Genomic DNA, 16,579 nt, shown 5'->3' with positions numbered 1-16,579 from the left:
GTTAGTTAAAGAAGAAGGGCTTTCGACACTTTATGAAAGGTATGGTGTGCAAGAATAGTTGTTTTACTAAACGCCTTTATCCGCAGGGAGTTTACAAAAAAGGAAAGCGTTCTATCTTGCTTTCCTTTCATAAAGGACCGGTATATTTCCTTAAATCACCATCTATACCAACTGTTTATTGCGAAAACGCTGCCTTCAGTAAAAGGCTATTTAGCCAAAGCTGCATTTATTTTCTTTTGCTGCCTGTATTGATAAACAGACCCGGCTACAAACAGTACGAATAACGCCAGAAGTGTTTTAGTAATTATCGGATCGGTAGGCCCTTTTGCCAGCGGGTGCCCAATCGGTACCCGGGTAAGCGTTTCATTGATGGTGGGCACCCAGGATAGGAAGAAGCTAAAGGATAAACAAAAGTTCTCTATAAAGCGGGCTTTGCTGTTTTGTTGTTGTCTGGCATATAGAAAGTATGCTATCCCTACCAGGATTACAATAAATAGGGCGAATGCGTGGCCCGGATTGAAGCCTCCGTTTTTGGATATGCCCAGCGCTGTCAGCGAAGTGGCTACTGTTAGGTAGAAGTATATTTTGCCCGTACTGTGTGCTAAATTTATTTTACCAAAACGCAGGTACGAAATGATTGCGGCCACAATGGCTATTACGCCAATGAGGGTATGAAAGATGCCTAAATTAGATAATCCCATAGTAATGTCTTTAGTGGAGAGTGAACCGGATTTTAAACAGAGTTTACTTAAGATAATAACTGAGCTTCTGAACTGATGGGTATTCTTAACACCTGCGATATCAAACAGTTTTGCTCCGCGCCTTTAGTAATTGCTTCGAATCCTTCGGCATCAATGTCAGCCACAGAGCCGGTAATAGAGAGGTGTACAGAGGTGATACTTAAGTGTTCCATTGTCACAGTCGCTACAGTGTCCAGCGATAAAGGGGCGAATCCTTTTTCTGTTAGCGCAGCACTTACGGCCATGGTAAAACAACCTGCGTGTGCTGCTGCCAGCAATTCTTCGGGGTTAGTTCCCGTCTCTTCTCCAACAAACCGGGTTTTAAAACTATAGTTGGTTTGGTTCAGAATATTGCTTTGTGTGGTTATGGTGCCTTTGCCTTCTTTAATGGTGCCCGACCAATGCGCATTTGCTGTACGTTTCATTTTTTTTACTATTTAATATGATTGCCATTATTGACAATGCAAAATTGTAGTAACTAATGAAAGATGGTTTTGTGGATTAGTTCAATTATTTGGCAATTTGGTTCAGCCGGTAATGGGTAGGTGTAGTATGATATTTCTCACTAAAACTTTTGGTGAAGTTAGCCAGGTCGTTAAAGCCACAGTTAAAAGCAATATCGGTTATACGCTCATCAGAAGCCCGTAACAGTTCGGCTGCCTTTTCAAGTTTTTTTGTCCTGATGTAATTGGCGGGCGTATCATTATACAATTTCGAAAATTCCCGTTTAAAAGAGGATAAGCTCATATTCGTTTGCTGCGCCAGTTCTTCGATGCTCACTTGTGAAAACAGGTGCGCTTCAATGATTTGTTTGAATGTATAAGCTGTAGGTGAAAAGAGCTGCGATAAGATGACCTGTATGGTTGCTGCATTTTGTGTTTGCGAAAGCAACAGGATCACCTCCTTTAATTTCAATATCAATATGTCCTCGTTTACCAGCGTGGGGTTTTCAAAATAGAACAACAAGCCCTCAATGTATTTTTGAATCAGGAAATCGTTATTTATTTTTTCGCTTGATTTATTGGTGATGAGTTTTTGAGAAGGCTGCAATATGAGGGGAAGCTCCCTGTCGTAAACTTTTTTCAGGATCTCCGGATGGAAAGTGACAATTACTACCTCACAGCTATTTTTTGATTGTGTATGCTGCAGTTGCTGTGCGGAATGGATACAATTCAGTAGCAGGGCGTAATGGGTGGAAATGTTTATTGACTCATCATTGATATGATAAGCAAATGCTCCTTGTCGTACAAATAAAAAGCATGCTTGTTCTGCAACGGGGAAGTCATATTTAAAAGGTGGCTTTAACACAATCCGCTGCATCAATGATTTTCCAAACAGTTCCATTTTTTTGTAGTCTTCTATCATTTGTTTTCATTTAATGCGTTACCCACGTGTTTCGCTGTTTTACGTTTAAGAAGAAGTAATTAGCTCATCAATCACAATGATCGTGCTATTCCAACCTCGGCCTTGTTGAAGGCAGTAAGCCAAGACATGCTTCAACTCTATAAATGTACAAAACTTCAATACAGCCACAAAAGCCGAAGTTTTGCGCTTCAGTCTTGTTTTGCTAATATCTTGTTAGCATCTGCTACACGCCCTATGCGATTTTCAGTAATTGAATCAATCTATCTTTGAATGCATAATGATAGATCATTATAACCGGATTTCCGGGAAGCTTCAGTATGAATTTCTGTAACAGGACATGGTTTAGAATTTCCGCAAATAATCGAGATAATCTGCTACACTTTGTTCCAGGCGTTCGTTGGTCAGGTGATATTCCAGACCGTAGAAGGCAAAAAGTGGACGGTAGTCAGCTTTGACATATTCAAATGTCAATTCAAAAGGTGCGGTTAGTGTTTTTATATCATACCGGTAACGCGCACCGGGTGCGTATTCTTCTTCATCAACACCGATACTCATCGCCAGCGCTATCTTTTTTCCCTGTAATTTGTAACCGCTTTTGCTGCCGTAAGCCCAACCGTGCAGCAGTACTTCGTCAAACCATTTTTTCAATAGCGGCGGTGCATAAAACCAGTAATAAGGAAACTGGAAAATGATGCGTTCATATTTTTCTACCAAAGCCTGTTCGGAGGCGATATCGATGATGCCGTCCGGATAGATTGCGTCGAGATGATGAAGGGTGAATTGGTCCGGGTACTTCTTCAATTCTTCCATCCATCTTTTATTAACAACCGAATTCTCTATATCCGGGTGGGTAATAATGATCAGCGTTTTCATGTTACAAAATTAAAGAGGTTGCTATGCATCTGGTATCTTTGCAGCGGATTGTAGGGTACTATAAATAAAGTAAGTGATGGGACAAATAAAAGTGAGTTCGACCAATTTCGAGAATAAGAAAATAATGAATGACGCCTGTCCGGAAGTATATGCGGCCAGCATATTGGGAACGCAGTGGACACTGGCCATCTGCTCTTATCTGGTGCTCGGTAAACACCGGTTTAGTGAACTGCGGAAAAAAATACCGGGTATAACAGAACGCATGCTAACCTTAAAACTGCGCGAACTGGAGCAGCAGAAGATCGTGAAGCGAACGGTGTATGCTGAAGTGCCGCTACGCGTGGAATACGAGCTTACAAAGATCGGCAAGGACCTCGAGCCGCTGATCCGGCAACTGGAGACCTGGGGCAAAAAGCACAAAAAGCTGATGGGAGCTTAATGAATAAGTAAATAAGAAAAGGGTAACTACGGGTGGTTGGATGGGGCATTAAAAAAGGCCGACCTTAGTTGACCTTTTGGCTCCCCTTTTGGACAGTTATCTAACCACTTGTCCGAGGATTTACTAGAATTTTGCGGGTTACCAGACAACTAAATGTATTGCAGTGAACGTAGTTCTTGCCTGTAGATTTTGTATTTAATTTTACTTACTGTTCATCACATTACGAGACTCGGCAACATTTGTATTTGTCGACGTTTCAATTCAATATTTGCAGTATTGTCAAACCCTCCGGTGAGATTTGTAATGAGCATTTGATCCGAAAAAAGAATCATAGGGAACGTATTGCGTACCGCCGGCTTTATTGTACTTCTATCGTTTTTTTGAACTTGCCGCCAATCCCGGTGGTTTGCGCAAAGGCAGTTGTAGCCATTATTGTGGCTAAGAAAAGAATGATTTTTTGCCTCATCTCAATCAGAGAGGGGCAAGAAAGTAAGCATAAACTTTAGACCGATGGTGTTTTACTCCTGCACAGCCTTAACTATTTTAGAATAATATGCTGTTCCGTCCTTATCTACCTGCGCAATCCTTATAAAAACATTGTCTGTAACACCACTGCTTATTTTATCCGTATTCTTTTTACACGAAATAAATGAAACTATACAGGCAAATGTCATCACTACAACCAGCCTGCCCTTCTTTGTGAAGGGTAATAATAATATGGTAAACAAGCCCACGCCTGCCATACCCAGGCCGCCATAGTTCATGCTGAAACTGTACTGTAGAGGAACAGTAGAGGTGCCATCTTTTGCAAGGGATGTGATGATACCTGTTTCTTTAAAATGTATTCCGTCTTTTGATGCTTCGATGATAAACCGGTCGTTATTTTTTTCGGAAACGGTGGTGAAGTTTACCAGCAGCTTAGTATGTTTAATGGCAGCTGTGATATCTCCAAATGTTACCGGCAGCACATTGATTGCACCCAGCTTCACTACCCAAAAATCTCCGTTGTCATGATTATTAGTAACATCTCCATCTGTGGAGTTAGAAAAACCGGCTGTAATAAAGCCGCCATCGGCGGTTTGACTGATGGCATATCCGTAATCGCCCCCTGTTCCTCCAAATGATTTTTGCCAGGTAAGATTGCCTGATGTATTCAATTTCGCTAACCAAAAGTCTCCGTTACCATGGGTCCCGGTTACATCGCCGTCGGTAGAAGTTGAAACCCCCAATGCCACATACCCGCCATCAGTAGTTTGTTGTACAGCATAACTCCAGTCAGTACCGGAGCCTCCCAGTGTTTTTTGCCAGGTGATACTGCCCGATGCATCTAATTTGACCAGCCAGTAATCATCGCCGCCATGATTGCCGGTTACATCGCCATTACTAGAAGCGGTAGTCCCTGCTGCAATATAGCCGCCATCTATGGTTTGCTGTATTGAATTGTATTCGTCATTGCCGGTTCCTCCCAGTGTTTTTTGCCAGGCAATATTGCCTGAAGCATCTAATTTGGCCATGAGGCAATCTCTTGCCCCAGTTATAACACTCGCAGTGGAGCCGGTTATTATATAGCCGCCATCTGCTGTTTGTTGTAAAGCACGTGCTCTATCGTCCTGGGATCCACCAATCATTTTGTACCATGATATATTTCCCGAAGCATCTAATTTTATCGTCCAGAAATCGAACGAGCCATTGTTGCCGCTTGCATCACTATTGTTGGAAGAAGAATATCCCCCTGCTACATAACCACCATCGTTGGTTTGCAGTATGGCTGTAATAAAGTCTCCGCCTACACCGCCAATGGCTTTTTGCCATACCAGGTTTCCTGATGCATCTAATTTTATCACCCAGCCATCAGAATCCGGATTATGGTTGCCGCTTACATCGTTGTCGTTGGAAAATGTAGTACCGCCCACGATGTAGCCACCATCACTTGTTTGTTTTATAGAAGTAGCATAATCATTTGCAGATCCACCAAATGATTTTTGCCATACTTTATTGCCGGCAGCATCTAATTTAACAATCCAGTAATCCGCACCGCCATGATTGCTGCTTACATCACCATCATTGGAAGATGAATTTCCTGCAACAATATAACCACCATCAGTAGTTGGCTGTATATCTGAGGCGATATCGCCATCTGCACCGCCCAGCGCTTTTTGCCATTGAATGGAGGGCGCCTGGGCAAACAATGCATCCGCACTTAATATGAAAGCAACAAGTAATAACAGTTTTTTCATTTGCTTTAAGCTTTTATGCAGTAAAAGTAGCTTCAGTGAAAAGGCCGGCCAATCGTTAAAAAGGATGATTTTTGGCCGCTCCCAGCCCCTGTTACTGGCAGGAAGTGAACTATATAAACTCGCTCAACGAGATCAGAATTGCAAACTGGCGTAAATAAATGCTGCGGTCAGAAGATTTGAATTAACAGCAGAATACTTGCTGTCCCAATTATTATTTCTTTGTCAAAAAGACCAATTTACTCCACAACTTTTGGTCTTGATTCGTAATAAGCAGTATGGGTAAGGGTTTGAAAAAGAAAAGCCCCGCAAGTAATGCGAGGCTGTCTACTTTAGCTCCCCTAAGTACCAATTTATTAAACCATTTGGAGCAGGATTTGGCTAAAATATACGCTTTAAGGGAGTTAATTGCCATATAAACAAGGCTAAATACCTCTGCTGCACAGTGTTTTCAATAGTAATTACCCTATATATTGCATGGATAGCCTTAAACCATAAAGCTCCCTTACTTTAAGTCTAAGTAAACTAAAAATTATGCTATATTCTTGTTATAATAACAACCTTTTAATGCTTCCAACAAAATAATTCTACAATTCTACCCTTTAAAACTACCTTTCAACTCATATAAAAAAAGTGGGGGGTATCCCCAAACAACCGTTTTCTTGTGGCGGAGTGGTAATAACCAACACAACGTACACACAGAAATACAAAATTTTCATTTACAGATATTCGGGCAATTATCATACAACATGATAAATTCCGAAGCAAGCGAGCTTGTCCTGTGAGTGGTTCTGAGAAATTCATACAACGGTTTAAATACATATACCCATGTACTTTTTCTGTCTTCGTCTGCTACGGTAAAATCCTGTAACCCCTTGTAATCTTCAATGGCAATTTGGCAAAGGGTCAAAAAATTAGTTTCGTCGGGAGCAACGGCAAAAAAGGGGTAGGGATGTATTTGCATTGCTCTAACCGAAATCCCTTGCATTTTTATGGCTTCAATCCTATTGTCTTTACACAATACCGTAAGTATCTTGGTTTCGTATTTTCGGGTTAATCTACCAATACTAACCCCATAAAAATATTCTGCTGTAAATACATGGCTACTATATGGGTGCTTACGCTTTTTTTCTTTACCTAAAAAGCCCTCAAAATATTGTAAAACATTTTGCTTTCCTTTACCGGTAAACCCTTCGGTGGTAGATTGGTCCCTGAAAATTATATCAGGGGCTAAAACAGGCTCTAATAGCCTTGTACTGCATACTTCAAAACAATAGGAAAGCCTACTACAAATTTCAAAGTGCAGGGGGTTCATCTTCCTTGTTATTATCAAGCGTATCGAAATTATTGGTACTGGTCATGGTTATCTCTGACCATATTCTTTTTCTTATAATTTCTATATCTGCCAAACGTCCACGATACGGATGTATTAAGCCAAACTTTAGTCGCTTTCTGCAATGCTTTTCATACATTGCTAACGCTTTATCTAAAGTGGCAACTTCGCCCAGATCAAGCACAAACATTGATGCGTATGTTGTCATAAAGTTGTTTTTAGTTGAGTGATTATTTTTTCCATGAGAATAACGTGTTTTCCTCCCAGCTATTCATGTCGACTACGGCTCCGTCTTTAACTACAAGTTTCACTGTGATATTATCTTCTACACTATATTGAACAGCCCCGTTATGTACTGGATTGCCTTCTATCCAAACCTTAGCACCTATTATCCGAGTACCTTTAGAAACAACTCGTACCAGCTTCCCATCATTAGTTCTATGGAAAACTTCCACCTCCGTACCATCCTCCTCCTGTTTTGAAAAGTGGGCTAAGCTGAAAAAAACAAGGTATAATATGCAACAATCCAGTATTGAGAAAAACATTAGTTTGAATGTTAGTATTCCTTTTTTCGTTACATAAAATTCCGTTTCTGTAAGCAAAACCCTAAAAGGTGCAGAAATACTTTGCAGTAGGCCAGTTTCTTTTTCTTCGTAGTAACGTTCCTCATTGTACCAGTAAGCTGAATTATAAACCGATTCAGAGTGATTAATTTCACCAATTTTCTGGTTTGTCTTGTATAAGCAAACAAAGCCTAACAAAAAACCTGCTGCAAAAGCAACCCAAAGCCAACTCTTAAAGTTATTCACAAAATCTTTCCGTTTAATTTCTCGCTTAGTAGGCGGGGGCGTTAGAACAATAAATGGTTGCAGTTCTCCAAATTTATTGACGGGCAACCAATCTGTATTGTCTTGTGTCCAAATTAAATCAGTCTCTTGTAACTGCATTTCTTTTAATTGCTCAAAATTATACGGTCCGAGTTTTTGGTTTTTACGATTGATAAAGTAATACTTCATAGGGAGGCTTCCTTTAAACTTTGGTAGTTAAAATAATTTGTAAGTAGTGTTCTTTGTTACTGAAACCCCGTATAACTTAATTCAAACCTTACAGGTTTAACGCTAACACAGTTTCTGCTTCCAACATCGGCTCTTACGGTTATCGCTTGTGTACTATTACCAATTAGCAACTTATCATTTGATAAACTGGAAGATGCTTCAATTCGTTTGTTATCAGATGTTGTAAATTCAAAAATTATACTTGATACAGAATGTAGGCTATCAAAACGGGTTCCTCTAATTACAGTATAACCTCTTACAAACATTGCTTGCCTGTCTAACACTTTATTACCGATATTGGTAAGGATAAACTGTGCCTTACAACCGTTGTTTATATAACCAGTTTCCCCAACTTTGTAATCCATTTCCACTTCGAGTTTATGTCCAAAAGGTGTTGTTAATACATACTTGTCATTAATATGCTGTTCTGTTTGTTTAGAGGTAGTTACTTTCTGTAAACCCCTTTGAGGTGAATAACAGGCACTAATCGTTAAAAGTATTGCTGTAATAGTAGTTAGTTTTCTCATGGTTGGTAGTTTAGTCCTGAATCAGATGTAACTGTGGATGCAAACCGTCTAAAAGTAAATATTTGGTAAACTGTAGATTTGCGGGTTTCCGTATTACAATTGTGGTGGTTATAGGTAGGGGGCGGTAAATAAATTAATAGCCGTTTCATAGTTCAAAATATTCTAAAAGGTTACAAAAAATAAAAAAGCGTGTCCAATCATTTGCTTGTCTTAGAGGCCGTCGAAAGCCCGAACTACAAAGCAAAGAAAGGATCACGCCGTAGCGTAACCCTTTACTTATACTTTCCTGTAGTTCTTGAAGTTTCGACGTTTCTAAGACAGGTCTATATAAATAAAGACTTTAAATATTTTATACGCTATTATTTGGTTAATAGCGCATTGCAAAAATAGTTTTTTGAACTTACAATACAGGAGTTTAATCCTTTATTCTGTTCGGCTATTTCCTATCGATTAATGTTCTATATAGTTTTTGCCGCCAATAATCTCTGGAAATAACATCATCGTTTTCGAAAAGCTCATCTACCTCTCGTAATAGCTCAAAAAGTTTATATAAGCTATCCACACTAATACTCATTCGCTTTTTAAATTGTTCTTTATACTTTTTGCTGAACACTTCCTGCCTTGCGAATTTTATTTTATCAAAGATTAAGCTCCTTACAGAGTCTGGGCTTTTAATAAGCGCAATTTTTTTTGCATCTTCGCTTACCTGCTTTATAAAGTAGTCTATTAAGGATGGCAATTCACTTATTTTTTCCATTACAGTATTTCCATTACCTCTATGGGCATAGGTTAGCAAATCAGTTTCGGTATAGGCTTTGTCCTTTTTTATCCCTTCTGGCTTTAAGTAGATTTGGCTGGTTTTACCCTTTTCCGTTATAGTTAGTTTAAATAATCCATTAAATGAAACTGCACCACGCTTTAATTCATCGTTTTCTAAAATCAAGCTAAAGGTTAATGAAATATTACTTGCTACTGGTACTGGATTTTTAAAAGTAAAACATACATAAATACTTGAGTCATCAACACAATAATTACTTATATAAATATCATGCTTCGCACTTTCAACATATTTATCAAGCGATGCTAAAGCCACTGCAACAGAAAAGTTAATTCCAAAATTTTTGTACTCACTTGGTGACGTGGTCGCTCTAATGTAAAATTTTTTATCGTCCGTCTTATGCAATATTCTCAACTTTACACCCTCATCATTATTTTGATTTACTTTTATAAGATACCTGTTAATTGTTCCTACAAGGTCTTCATATTGCAAATCACTACAGTAGTTTGCAAACTTGTTAAAATGGTAATAATCCAACAAGTCCGTCTTAGCAGAGTAAGTTGTTTCAGCTTCCAGTAAATCCGACTTGTTTTCTTTTAAAAGATACTTGTTATCTATTCCAAAAATTTCAAATATTGCCTTCTCGCCTTCAAGTAGTTTCTTTAAGTGTACATTCTTTCTTTTTACTACTATATCTTCTTTTGAACACTGCTTATCAAGGATATTAATAGCCTCTAACAATTGTTTTGAATTGCCGATTTTGTAAACCTGAGTATTTTTCTCGCTAATACCTAATACGGTTTTAAGTTCTTCTTGATAATCTGTTCCATCAAGCATTTTTAAAACTTGTTTACTCGTTGTAAAGTCGCCAGTACCAAACTCTTCTGAATGAAATGTTTCTTTTTCTAAAATTGCCATTTTTTACTTTTTAATGGGTTAATTGCATTTTGTTCGTTCTTGCAGGAGTACCATAAAAAGGTAGCAATTTGTCTATCTCAAATTGAATACATACATTTACAATACGAAACAGAAAAGCATTCTCAAAGGTGATGAGCCTTTGGTTGTAAGATTTAGCCGTCCACTGCTACTTAATTTAAATGTTTTCTGAAAAGCCGTTTGCTGCAAACAAACGGCTTTAATTTTTTAATTTATCTCATCTTCCATTTTCTTTTTATTAATAACTCTTTTTTTGAATTTGAACAATTTTTGTCCATCCATTTCAATTTCTTCAATATCAAAAATTATTTTGTCTGCCTTATAGTCTATTTTTAAACTATCAAACAGCCCACTTGCGTTTATGTAGTAATAGCCTCCCGACTTTTTAACCTCGAAGGATTCTTCATCTATTTTCTTTTCAATAACGGCGTACAAATTTTCATCTCCATCATCTTCGTTTGTGGCAATCTTGATGGCTGCGTTTTCATTTAATGCAAGCATATTTTCCGCCTCAGAAGAAAAACCTAGTTTCCCTGTTGAGTGAATTGTCGCCTTTGCCTTTTGCCTTGGGCCAATTGGTTTATGAAAAATTAGCTTCATGAAACAAATTTACAAAACAACCCAAATACTTTTACATCAATTTTATAAAATGTGGATAGTTTATTTGTAATTTTATCTTGTATATTTTTAAAAAAACCACCTCCCTTTTAATTTCCCTTTATATTTTTTTTCATATTCTCTTTCTCTTCCCTTGCGTAATTGACTTTAATGTATTGTTTTTCAAATAGTTAATTTTAAGTCCCCTGCAATCACTGAAACTTACTATAGAGTATATTTTTCTACTTTCTTTATTAAACTAATTATTGAAAAATAAGAAGTTAGAAATTTTATTATAAAAATTAACTTATAATTATGAATGTTAACATTCATTTTTTGTAATTTTCATCGTACCTTTGATTTTAAATAGCATAAAATGAATATCAAACAAAAATTATTGGAGGAAACAGTAAATCTGTTCACAAATACTAAAATGGATGGGGTAAATGAAATGACAAAGAAACACATGGACAGTTTAGTTGCATACCTCCTTAATCCTATTGTTAATCCCAAATCGCTGGGATTGACGTATGCAACTATAAAATATTGGGAAAATAAAGGATACTTACTTTTATCCCTACCAAAGGACGCAGATGAGTGGCGTAAATATTCGGTAATCGAATGCCTGTGGTTTGAATTGTTAAAGAAGCTGGTATCGATGGGCTGCAACCTGGAAAACGTAGTACCCAAACTGTTATTTGCCTATTCCAACTTCCAAGGGCTAAACAAAGGAGTTCAATTTAAAGGAGAGCAGCAGCCTGTATTATTGCTAAACGGTATAAGAGTGAATACCCTAAACAATTTTTTAAACCATATACTTCTTACGGTAATGGCAAGATCAAAAGCAACCCTATATATTGGTGAAAATGGCTGCCAATTTTTGTTCTCAGAACAAGCTGACCGAGGAAAAATATTTAATATAGTTTATGACCAAATATTTACTACTGGAATTGGTGTAAGTATCTCGGATATTGTATTTAGTTATGTTTTAAATATTAAAGGGCAGGAACAAGCAGGACTAAAATTACTCAACGAAAATGAACTAACTGTTCTAAATATGCTCAACAACAAACAAATAAATCAAATTACGGTAAAACAGGATGACGGTAAAATATATGAAATCCAAAGTGTTGAAAAAATGACTACTCAAGAGGCACATCAATACCTGAGTAGTTTTATAACAAGCCCATATCAGGAGTTAATCTTTAGAACAAACAACAATAAAGAAATATCAATAACTCGTACGACAAAACAACAACCATAAATGAATTAATATAAATGTACCGAACAACACGGACATATTTGAAGTATGCAAAACTTACTGAACAACACAGAAGTTTGGCGCAGTTTAATTCAAAATGTTATTATTAAATGACGCAATTAAAATTTTAAACAAAAAACAAAAAAAGTACACAACAGAACAAGTAAAACAAATTTTACAGCTATTATACCAATTTGGAGAAATAGCTTATGAACAGTTTAAACACGCAAAGAATGAAAAAAGCAATATTGTATGCACGAGTATCAACAGATGAACAGGCTGAGAAAGGGTACAGTAGAGAAGAACAGGTACATCAAATCAGACGGTTTTGTAGCGCAAATAACATAGAGGTCGTAAAAGAATATTTAGAAGACTTTTCGGCAAAAACCATCAACAGGCCTGAGTTAAATAACTTATTAGCTTTTGCTTACGATAAAAAAAACTCCATTGATGCAATTATTGTAACAAAAATTGACCGATTTAGCAGAAATGTATTTGATGCTTACAATTTGGCCAATCAGCTTTCAAGACAAAATATTAAAGTGTATTCATTAGCAGAGGGGGTTTTGGACTTTACCGAAACCTCCAAATTTTTGCCTTTGTTAATACAGGCCGGTGCAGCACAGCATGATAATATGATGCGTAGTGATAATACCAAACGAGGTATGCGTCAGGCAATGAAAAAGGGAAAGTTTGTTGCAAAACCACCTAAAGGCTACATAAAAAATAAGGAAACTGGGATTATGGAGGCTGACGGAGAAATAGCAAAAGTTGTTACTTGGGCTTTTGAACAATACAGCAAAGGTATTTACTCCGCCGAAGAAGTAAGGAAAGATGCAGAACAACGAGGATTACGCTTAACTAAACAATCCTTTTTAGATATGCTTAGCAATCAATTATACATAGGGAAAGTATTGGTACCTGCATATAAAGATGAACAAGAAGAGTTGGTAGAAGGTCTACATGAAGCTATAGTAGATGAACATACTTTTTATACTGTACAAGATGTATTAAAGGGTAAACGAAAACCTTACAAGCAACCTAAAAATGCTGTTAATGAAGCCTTGCCGTTAAGAGGGCATTTAATTTGTCCTCAATGTGGAAAGGTTCTGACTGGCAGCATAAATAAGAACGGTCATGGAGGCAGTTTTCCATATTATCATTGCCAACAACAAAAATATGCCTGTAATCACCGTGTAAATGCCGATAATGCACACATTGTATTACAAAAATACCTGCAAACTTTTCAACCATCAGAAGAGGTAATAGAATTATTTAAACATGTTTTAGCTGATGTTTTCAATACAAAAGATGGAGATAGGCTCGGCCGTAGAAGGCTGGTTGAGGTAAAAATTGAAGAAGTGAGGGGGCGCATTAATAATATGGATGATAAGTTTGCCGATGGCAACATATCTGATGAAAACTATAGCCGTATTATAAAAAGGCTAAAGGATGAAGAAAACGAGCTAATAATGCAACATGCTACCTTTACAAAAGTTTCTCCCGACCTCAATAAATATGTTAGTTATAGTACAGGCCTTTTACAAAACCTTAGCGAATACTATACTACTGCTACATTCAGCACCAAGCATAAGCTAATTGGTGTAATATTTCCTGAAAAACTAACATTTTCTAAAAACGAGTATTACACCACAAAAACCAACGAGGTTTTTAGCCTGATATGCAGTCTGGATAAGGGTTTGCAACAAAAAAGCCCCGCAAAAATTGCGAGGCTGTATAGTGAGGCTCCCCCTGCTGGACTTGAACCAGCGACCCTCTGATTAACAGGAAAAGGCTAAATTAAAAACAAGGAAAAGAAAACAATATAAAATAACACATCTTATTGATAATGTTAGAATTAGGAGAGCAGGTTGTTCCAGTTGCTTTTTGATATTTGTTGTCAATTCTTAATTATGTTTCTACATTGTTTCTGCACATACAATATGCATATAGTGCATAAATTATATCTTTGGTGCATAATTTTGCATCATGGTCACCACAAAACCTATATTAGATACGACTCGCCCCAACGATCAAAATCTGTACTGGGCTAAAATAAGAGTGACTTTCAATAGAAGGTCGAAATATTATGAAGCTTACAATAAAAAGCTTAGTCCTGAGCAATTTGAACGTATCATAAATGGCAAGAAAAGGACAGCTGATGAAATGATAATTTATAAAATTATCGAAAGGGCGCAAAGAAAGATAGATACCTGCATTGAGGGTTTAAATGTTTTTACATTCTATTTATTTGAAGAGGTCTATAAACAAAACTCGGCGGTTACCAAAGGTATAAGCGGAATTTTTGAACAACGGATAGAAGAACTTAAAGTGGAAAAACGAATTGGAACAGCCACTTTGTTCGAATGTGCCCTGGCATCTTTGGAACAATTTAAACCAAGAATGCAATTTGCAGACGTCACTCCTAAATGCTTAAAGGATTACGAAACCTGGATGTTAGAGAAAAAAAACAAGTATTCAACAATCGGAATTTACCTAAGAAATTTGCGTGCTATTTTTAATATTGCCATAAGGGCAAAGCTTGTTCATAGGGATTTGTACCCATTTGGAAAAAGGCAAGAGGGGAAGTATGAAATTCCCGCAGGCACAAATGTTAAAAAGGCTATGTCTAAGGAAGACATATCTGCGCTCTACTTTTTTGAACCAAGTGAAAATGACAGATATAAAGGCAACAAAATTTTTGCTCTAGACATGTGGAAATTCTCTTACCTATGCAATGGGTTGAATGTCACCGATATACTTAATTTGAAATGGGAGAATATTGATGGGGAGTTTGGTAGCTATATCCGGGAAAAAACTAAGCGTTCCGTAAAAGTTGTCAAGAAAGTCGTATTCTCTTTGAAGCCAGATGCCTTAGCTATTATTAAATCCTACTCAGTTGAACCGTGTGAATTGACAGATTATGTTTTTCCTTTCTTTTATGAAGGCATTACTGAAGAGGAGAAGAAACGGGTTGCGTATAATATTACACGTAGGATAAACAAGAATCTAAAATCCATTGGAAAATTATTAGCGTTTAAAGGCAAAGTTACCACCTTGTCAGCTAGACATAGTTTCGCAACAATTCTTAAAAGAACTGGTTCAAGTTTAGAATTGATTAGAGAGCTGCTTGGTCACGAAACGCTTAAAACAACAAGGAACTATTTGGATAGTTTTGAAAACGAAACAATATTTCAAAGTACACAGGCTTTGATACCTCAAAGGCGCGAGATAAGCGCTGCTTAAATTAGACTGATGTACATCTGTTTCAAAAATAATTCATCACTATTCCTTCCGACAAACTTTTACTTCTTCAAAAATATTATATTCTTTTTATTTACTGTCTTTACTTAAAAGGCTTTGAATGTTAGTCATTTAGAGGTAAGTATGTTCGGGTGTTTTCAACGTTATGACCATTTTCACTTCTAAAATATTTACGGTTTTTACTGATGAGATTGGTAAACAGCGATATCATTTAATATGATAAAAATTGGATGTCAACAATAGCTTTGATGTCTTTCTTGCTACTAAAATGAAAAATATTTTACATAAATCTTTATAAACCCAAAATACTTTTCTGGAAAGAGGAAAAGGAATTTTCATTATTAGGGAAATTATCTGTTGTAGTTAAATTAAACTTTGGCAAAAAATGTATGATTTTGCCAAAGTTTAGTATTTTGCTAATGATTTTAACCTTTTATGAATCTCGATGACAGACCATAACCAAGTAATTTTAGATGCTTTGCATATCCAAAAAACATTGTCCAAAAGGGACCTGTTTTCTTATGTCTACTGCGCTGATCCTGGTGTCACTCCTTCTTCATTTACATGGAGGTTACATCAACTAAAAAAGAACGGTTTAATTAACAGTCCTAGGCAGGGGCTATATAGTATCATTTCAGAGAATAATTTTCAACCAATAGTTTCATCTTCTTTAAAGCGAATTCACAATAAAATTATCAAAGAGTTTCCCTATACCCAAATCTGTGTTTGGGATAGCAGATGGTTAAATGACTTTATGTTACACCAGTTATTACCCTACTACCTTGTAATTGAAGTAGAAAAGGATTCGGCAGAGGTGGTATTTGATACTATGACAGACGTCAGTAAAAAGGTTTTTTTGAATCCCACTGAAGATATATTCAATAGGTATATAGCAAACTTCAATGAAGTCATAATAGTTCAGTCACTGATATCGGAGTCCCCCATTATAGAGCAGAGCGGTATTAAGATCGCACCACTTGAAAAATTGCTTGTGGATTGCATTGCAGATAAAGATCTGTTTTCTGCACAGCAAAGCGAAATTGAGTATATTTTCAAGACAGCGAGATCAAAATACTCAATCAATACTAGTAGAATCAAACGATATGCTAGAAGGCGAAACCAGCTACCTAAAATTGAATCACTCATAAACAAAACATTGGCAAATAATTAGATAATT

At 36.9% G+C, this 16,579-nt stretch carries 16 protein-coding genes; 5 read left to right on the top strand and 11 right to left on the bottom strand.

What is annotated here, in order from left to right:
• Positions 1-206: 206 nt before the first annotated feature.
• The 4 genes from ACLOAU_RS04705 to ACLOAU_RS04690 all read right to left on the bottom strand — a co-directional run bounded on the left by ACLOAU_RS04705 (position 207) and on the right by ACLOAU_RS04690 (position 2,978).
• Entirely contained in the window at positions 207-701 is a 495-nt protein-coding gene (locus ACLOAU_RS04705) for a hypothetical protein (protein WP_427860692.1), read from the bottom strand.
• 47 nt (positions 702-748) lie between these two features.
• The gene (locus ACLOAU_RS04700) at positions 749-1,165 is read right to left on the bottom strand and encodes an OsmC family peroxiredoxin (protein ID WP_427860691.1); all 417 of its coding nucleotides are present in this window, start codon (positions 1,163-1,165) and stop codon (positions 749-751) included.
• An 85-nt stretch (positions 1,166-1,250) separates the two neighbouring features.
• Positions 1,251-2,105 carry an AraC family transcriptional regulator gene (locus tag ACLOAU_RS04695; protein WP_427860690.1) on the bottom strand — a complete coding sequence of 285 codons (855 nt, stop codon included), beginning with the start codon at positions 2,103-2,105 and terminating at the stop codon, positions 1,251-1,253.
• Positions 2,106-2,447: 342 nt separating this feature from the next.
• Complete coding sequence (locus ACLOAU_RS04690) at positions 2,448-2,978, bottom strand: NAD(P)H-dependent oxidoreductase (RefSeq protein WP_427860689.1); 531 nt, start codon at positions 2,976-2,978, stop codon at positions 2,448-2,450.
• A 76-nt stretch (positions 2,979-3,054) separates the two neighbouring features.
• Between ACLOAU_RS04690 and ACLOAU_RS04685 the strand changes: the two genes are divergently transcribed.
• Positions 3,055-3,417 (top strand): winged helix-turn-helix transcriptional regulator, encoded by a 363-nt coding sequence (locus ACLOAU_RS04685; RefSeq protein WP_427860688.1) that lies wholly within the window; start codon positions 3,055-3,057, stop codon positions 3,415-3,417.
• A 518-nt stretch (positions 3,418-3,935) separates the two neighbouring features.
• Here the strand turns inward: ACLOAU_RS04685 and ACLOAU_RS04680 are convergent.
• From ACLOAU_RS04680 to ACLOAU_RS04650, 7 genes are all read right to left on the bottom strand, one after another.
• Positions 3,936-5,654, bottom strand: a complete 1,719-nt coding sequence (locus ACLOAU_RS04680; protein ID WP_427860687.1) for an autotransporter outer membrane beta-barrel domain-containing protein — start codon at positions 5,652-5,654, stop codon at positions 3,936-3,938.
• 712 nt (positions 5,655-6,366) lie between these two features.
• Positions 6,367-6,966, bottom strand: a complete 600-nt coding sequence (locus ACLOAU_RS04675) for a hypothetical protein (protein WP_427860686.1) — start codon at positions 6,964-6,966, stop codon at positions 6,367-6,369.
• On the bottom strand, positions 6,947-7,192 hold the full coding sequence (locus tag ACLOAU_RS04670) for a hypothetical protein (RefSeq protein ID WP_427860685.1): 246 nt from the start codon (positions 7,190-7,192) through the stop codon (positions 6,947-6,949). Before ACLOAU_RS04670 ends, ACLOAU_RS04675 begins: the two co-directional genes overlap by 20 nt.
• Positions 7,193-7,214: 22 nt before the next feature.
• Complete coding sequence (locus ACLOAU_RS04665; RefSeq protein ID WP_427860684.1) at positions 7,215-8,000, bottom strand: DUF4339 domain-containing protein; 786 nt, start codon at positions 7,998-8,000, stop codon at positions 7,215-7,217.
• Positions 8,001-8,056: 56 nt separating this feature from the next.
• On the bottom strand, positions 8,057-8,566 hold the full coding sequence (locus ACLOAU_RS04660; RefSeq protein ID WP_427860683.1) for a hypothetical protein: 510 nt from the start codon (positions 8,564-8,566) through the stop codon (positions 8,057-8,059).
• 436 nt (positions 8,567-9,002) lie between these two features.
• Positions 9,003-10,262: a hypothetical protein gene (locus ACLOAU_RS04655; RefSeq protein ID WP_427860682.1), complete on the bottom strand. Its 1,260-nt coding sequence runs from the start codon at positions 10,260-10,262 to the stop codon at positions 9,003-9,005.
• A 225-nt stretch (positions 10,263-10,487) separates the two neighbouring features.
• On the bottom strand, positions 10,488-10,880 hold the full coding sequence (locus ACLOAU_RS04650) for a hypothetical protein (RefSeq protein ID WP_427860681.1): 393 nt from the start codon (positions 10,878-10,880) through the stop codon (positions 10,488-10,490).
• 373 nt (positions 10,881-11,253) lie between these two features.
• On the opposite strand from ACLOAU_RS04650, the gene ACLOAU_RS04645 reads away from it, so the two are divergent.
• The 4 genes from ACLOAU_RS04645 to ACLOAU_RS04630 all read left to right on the top strand — a co-directional run bounded on the left by ACLOAU_RS04645 (position 11,254) and on the right by ACLOAU_RS04630 (position 16,573).
• Positions 11,254-12,141, top strand: coding sequence for a MerR family transcriptional regulator (locus ACLOAU_RS04645; protein ID WP_427860680.1), 888 nt, complete (start codon positions 11,254-11,256; stop codon positions 12,139-12,141).
• A 230-nt stretch (positions 12,142-12,371) separates the two neighbouring features.
• Positions 12,372-13,919: a recombinase family protein gene (locus ACLOAU_RS04640; RefSeq protein ID WP_427860679.1), complete on the top strand. Its 1,548-nt coding sequence runs from the start codon at positions 12,372-12,374 to the stop codon at positions 13,917-13,919.
• Positions 13,920-14,127: 208 nt separating this feature from the next.
• On the top strand, positions 14,128-15,384 hold the full coding sequence (locus ACLOAU_RS04635; RefSeq protein ID WP_427860678.1) for a tyrosine-type recombinase/integrase: 1,257 nt from the start codon (positions 14,128-14,130) through the stop codon (positions 15,382-15,384).
• Between the two features lie 463 nt (positions 15,385-15,847).
• Complete coding sequence (locus tag ACLOAU_RS04630; RefSeq protein WP_427860677.1) at positions 15,848-16,573, top strand: DUF6577 family protein; 726 nt, start codon at positions 15,848-15,850, stop codon at positions 16,571-16,573.
• The last annotated feature ends 6 nt before the right edge of the window (positions 16,574-16,579 follow it).

Origin of the sequence: Paraniabella aurantiaca, assembly GCF_050309965.1 — a bacterium.
Classification (GTDB): domain Bacteria; phylum Bacteroidota; class Bacteroidia; order Chitinophagales; family Chitinophagaceae; genus Niabella.
This window is presented reverse-complemented; position numbering and strand designations above follow the sequence as displayed.

Coding starts and splice junctions, on each gene's coding strand:
- ACLOAU_RS04705 (WP_427860692.1), bottom strand. CDS start 701: ATGGGATTATCTAATTTAGGCATCTTTCATACCCTCATTGGCGTAATA.
- ACLOAU_RS04700 (WP_427860691.1), bottom strand. CDS start 1,165: ATGAAACGTACAGCAAATGCGCATTGGTCGGGCACCATTAAAGAAGGC.
- ACLOAU_RS04695 (WP_427860690.1), bottom strand. CDS start 2,105: ATGATAGAAGACTACAAAAAAATGGAACTGTTTGGAAAATCATTGATG.
- ACLOAU_RS04690 (WP_427860689.1), bottom strand. CDS start 2,978: ATGAAAACGCTGATCATTATTACCCACCCGGATATAGAGAATTCGGTT.
- ACLOAU_RS04685 (WP_427860688.1), top strand. CDS start 3,055: ATGGGACAAATAAAAGTGAGTTCGACCAATTTCGAGAATAAGAAAATA.
- ACLOAU_RS04680 (WP_427860687.1), bottom strand. CDS start 5,654: ATGAAAAAACTGTTATTACTTGTTGCTTTCATATTAAGTGCGGATGCA.
- ACLOAU_RS04675 (WP_427860686.1), bottom strand. CDS start 6,966: ATGAACCCCCTGCACTTTGAAATTTGTAGTAGGCTTTCCTATTGTTTT.
- ACLOAU_RS04670 (WP_427860685.1), bottom strand. CDS start 7,192: ATGACAACATACGCATCAATGTTTGTGCTTGATCTGGGCGAAGTTGCC.
- ACLOAU_RS04665 (WP_427860684.1), bottom strand. CDS start 8,000: ATGAAGTATTACTTTATCAATCGTAAAAACCAAAAACTCGGACCGTAT.
- ACLOAU_RS04660 (WP_427860683.1), bottom strand. CDS start 8,566: ATGAGAAAACTAACTACTATTACAGCAATACTTTTAACGATTAGTGCC.
- ACLOAU_RS04655 (WP_427860682.1), bottom strand. CDS start 10,262: ATGGCAATTTTAGAAAAAGAAACATTTCATTCAGAAGAGTTTGGTACT.
- ACLOAU_RS04650 (WP_427860681.1), bottom strand. CDS start 10,880: ATGAAGCTAATTTTTCATAAACCAATTGGCCCAAGGCAAAAGGCAAAG.
- ACLOAU_RS04645 (WP_427860680.1), top strand. CDS start 11,254: ATGAATATCAAACAAAAATTATTGGAGGAAACAGTAAATCTGTTCACA.
- ACLOAU_RS04640 (WP_427860679.1), top strand. CDS start 12,372: ATGAAAAAAGCAATATTGTATGCACGAGTATCAACAGATGAACAGGCT.
- ACLOAU_RS04635 (WP_427860678.1), top strand. CDS start 14,128: ATGGTCACCACAAAACCTATATTAGATACGACTCGCCCCAACGATCAA.
- ACLOAU_RS04630 (WP_427860677.1), top strand. CDS start 15,848: ATGACAGACCATAACCAAGTAATTTTAGATGCTTTGCATATCCAAAAA.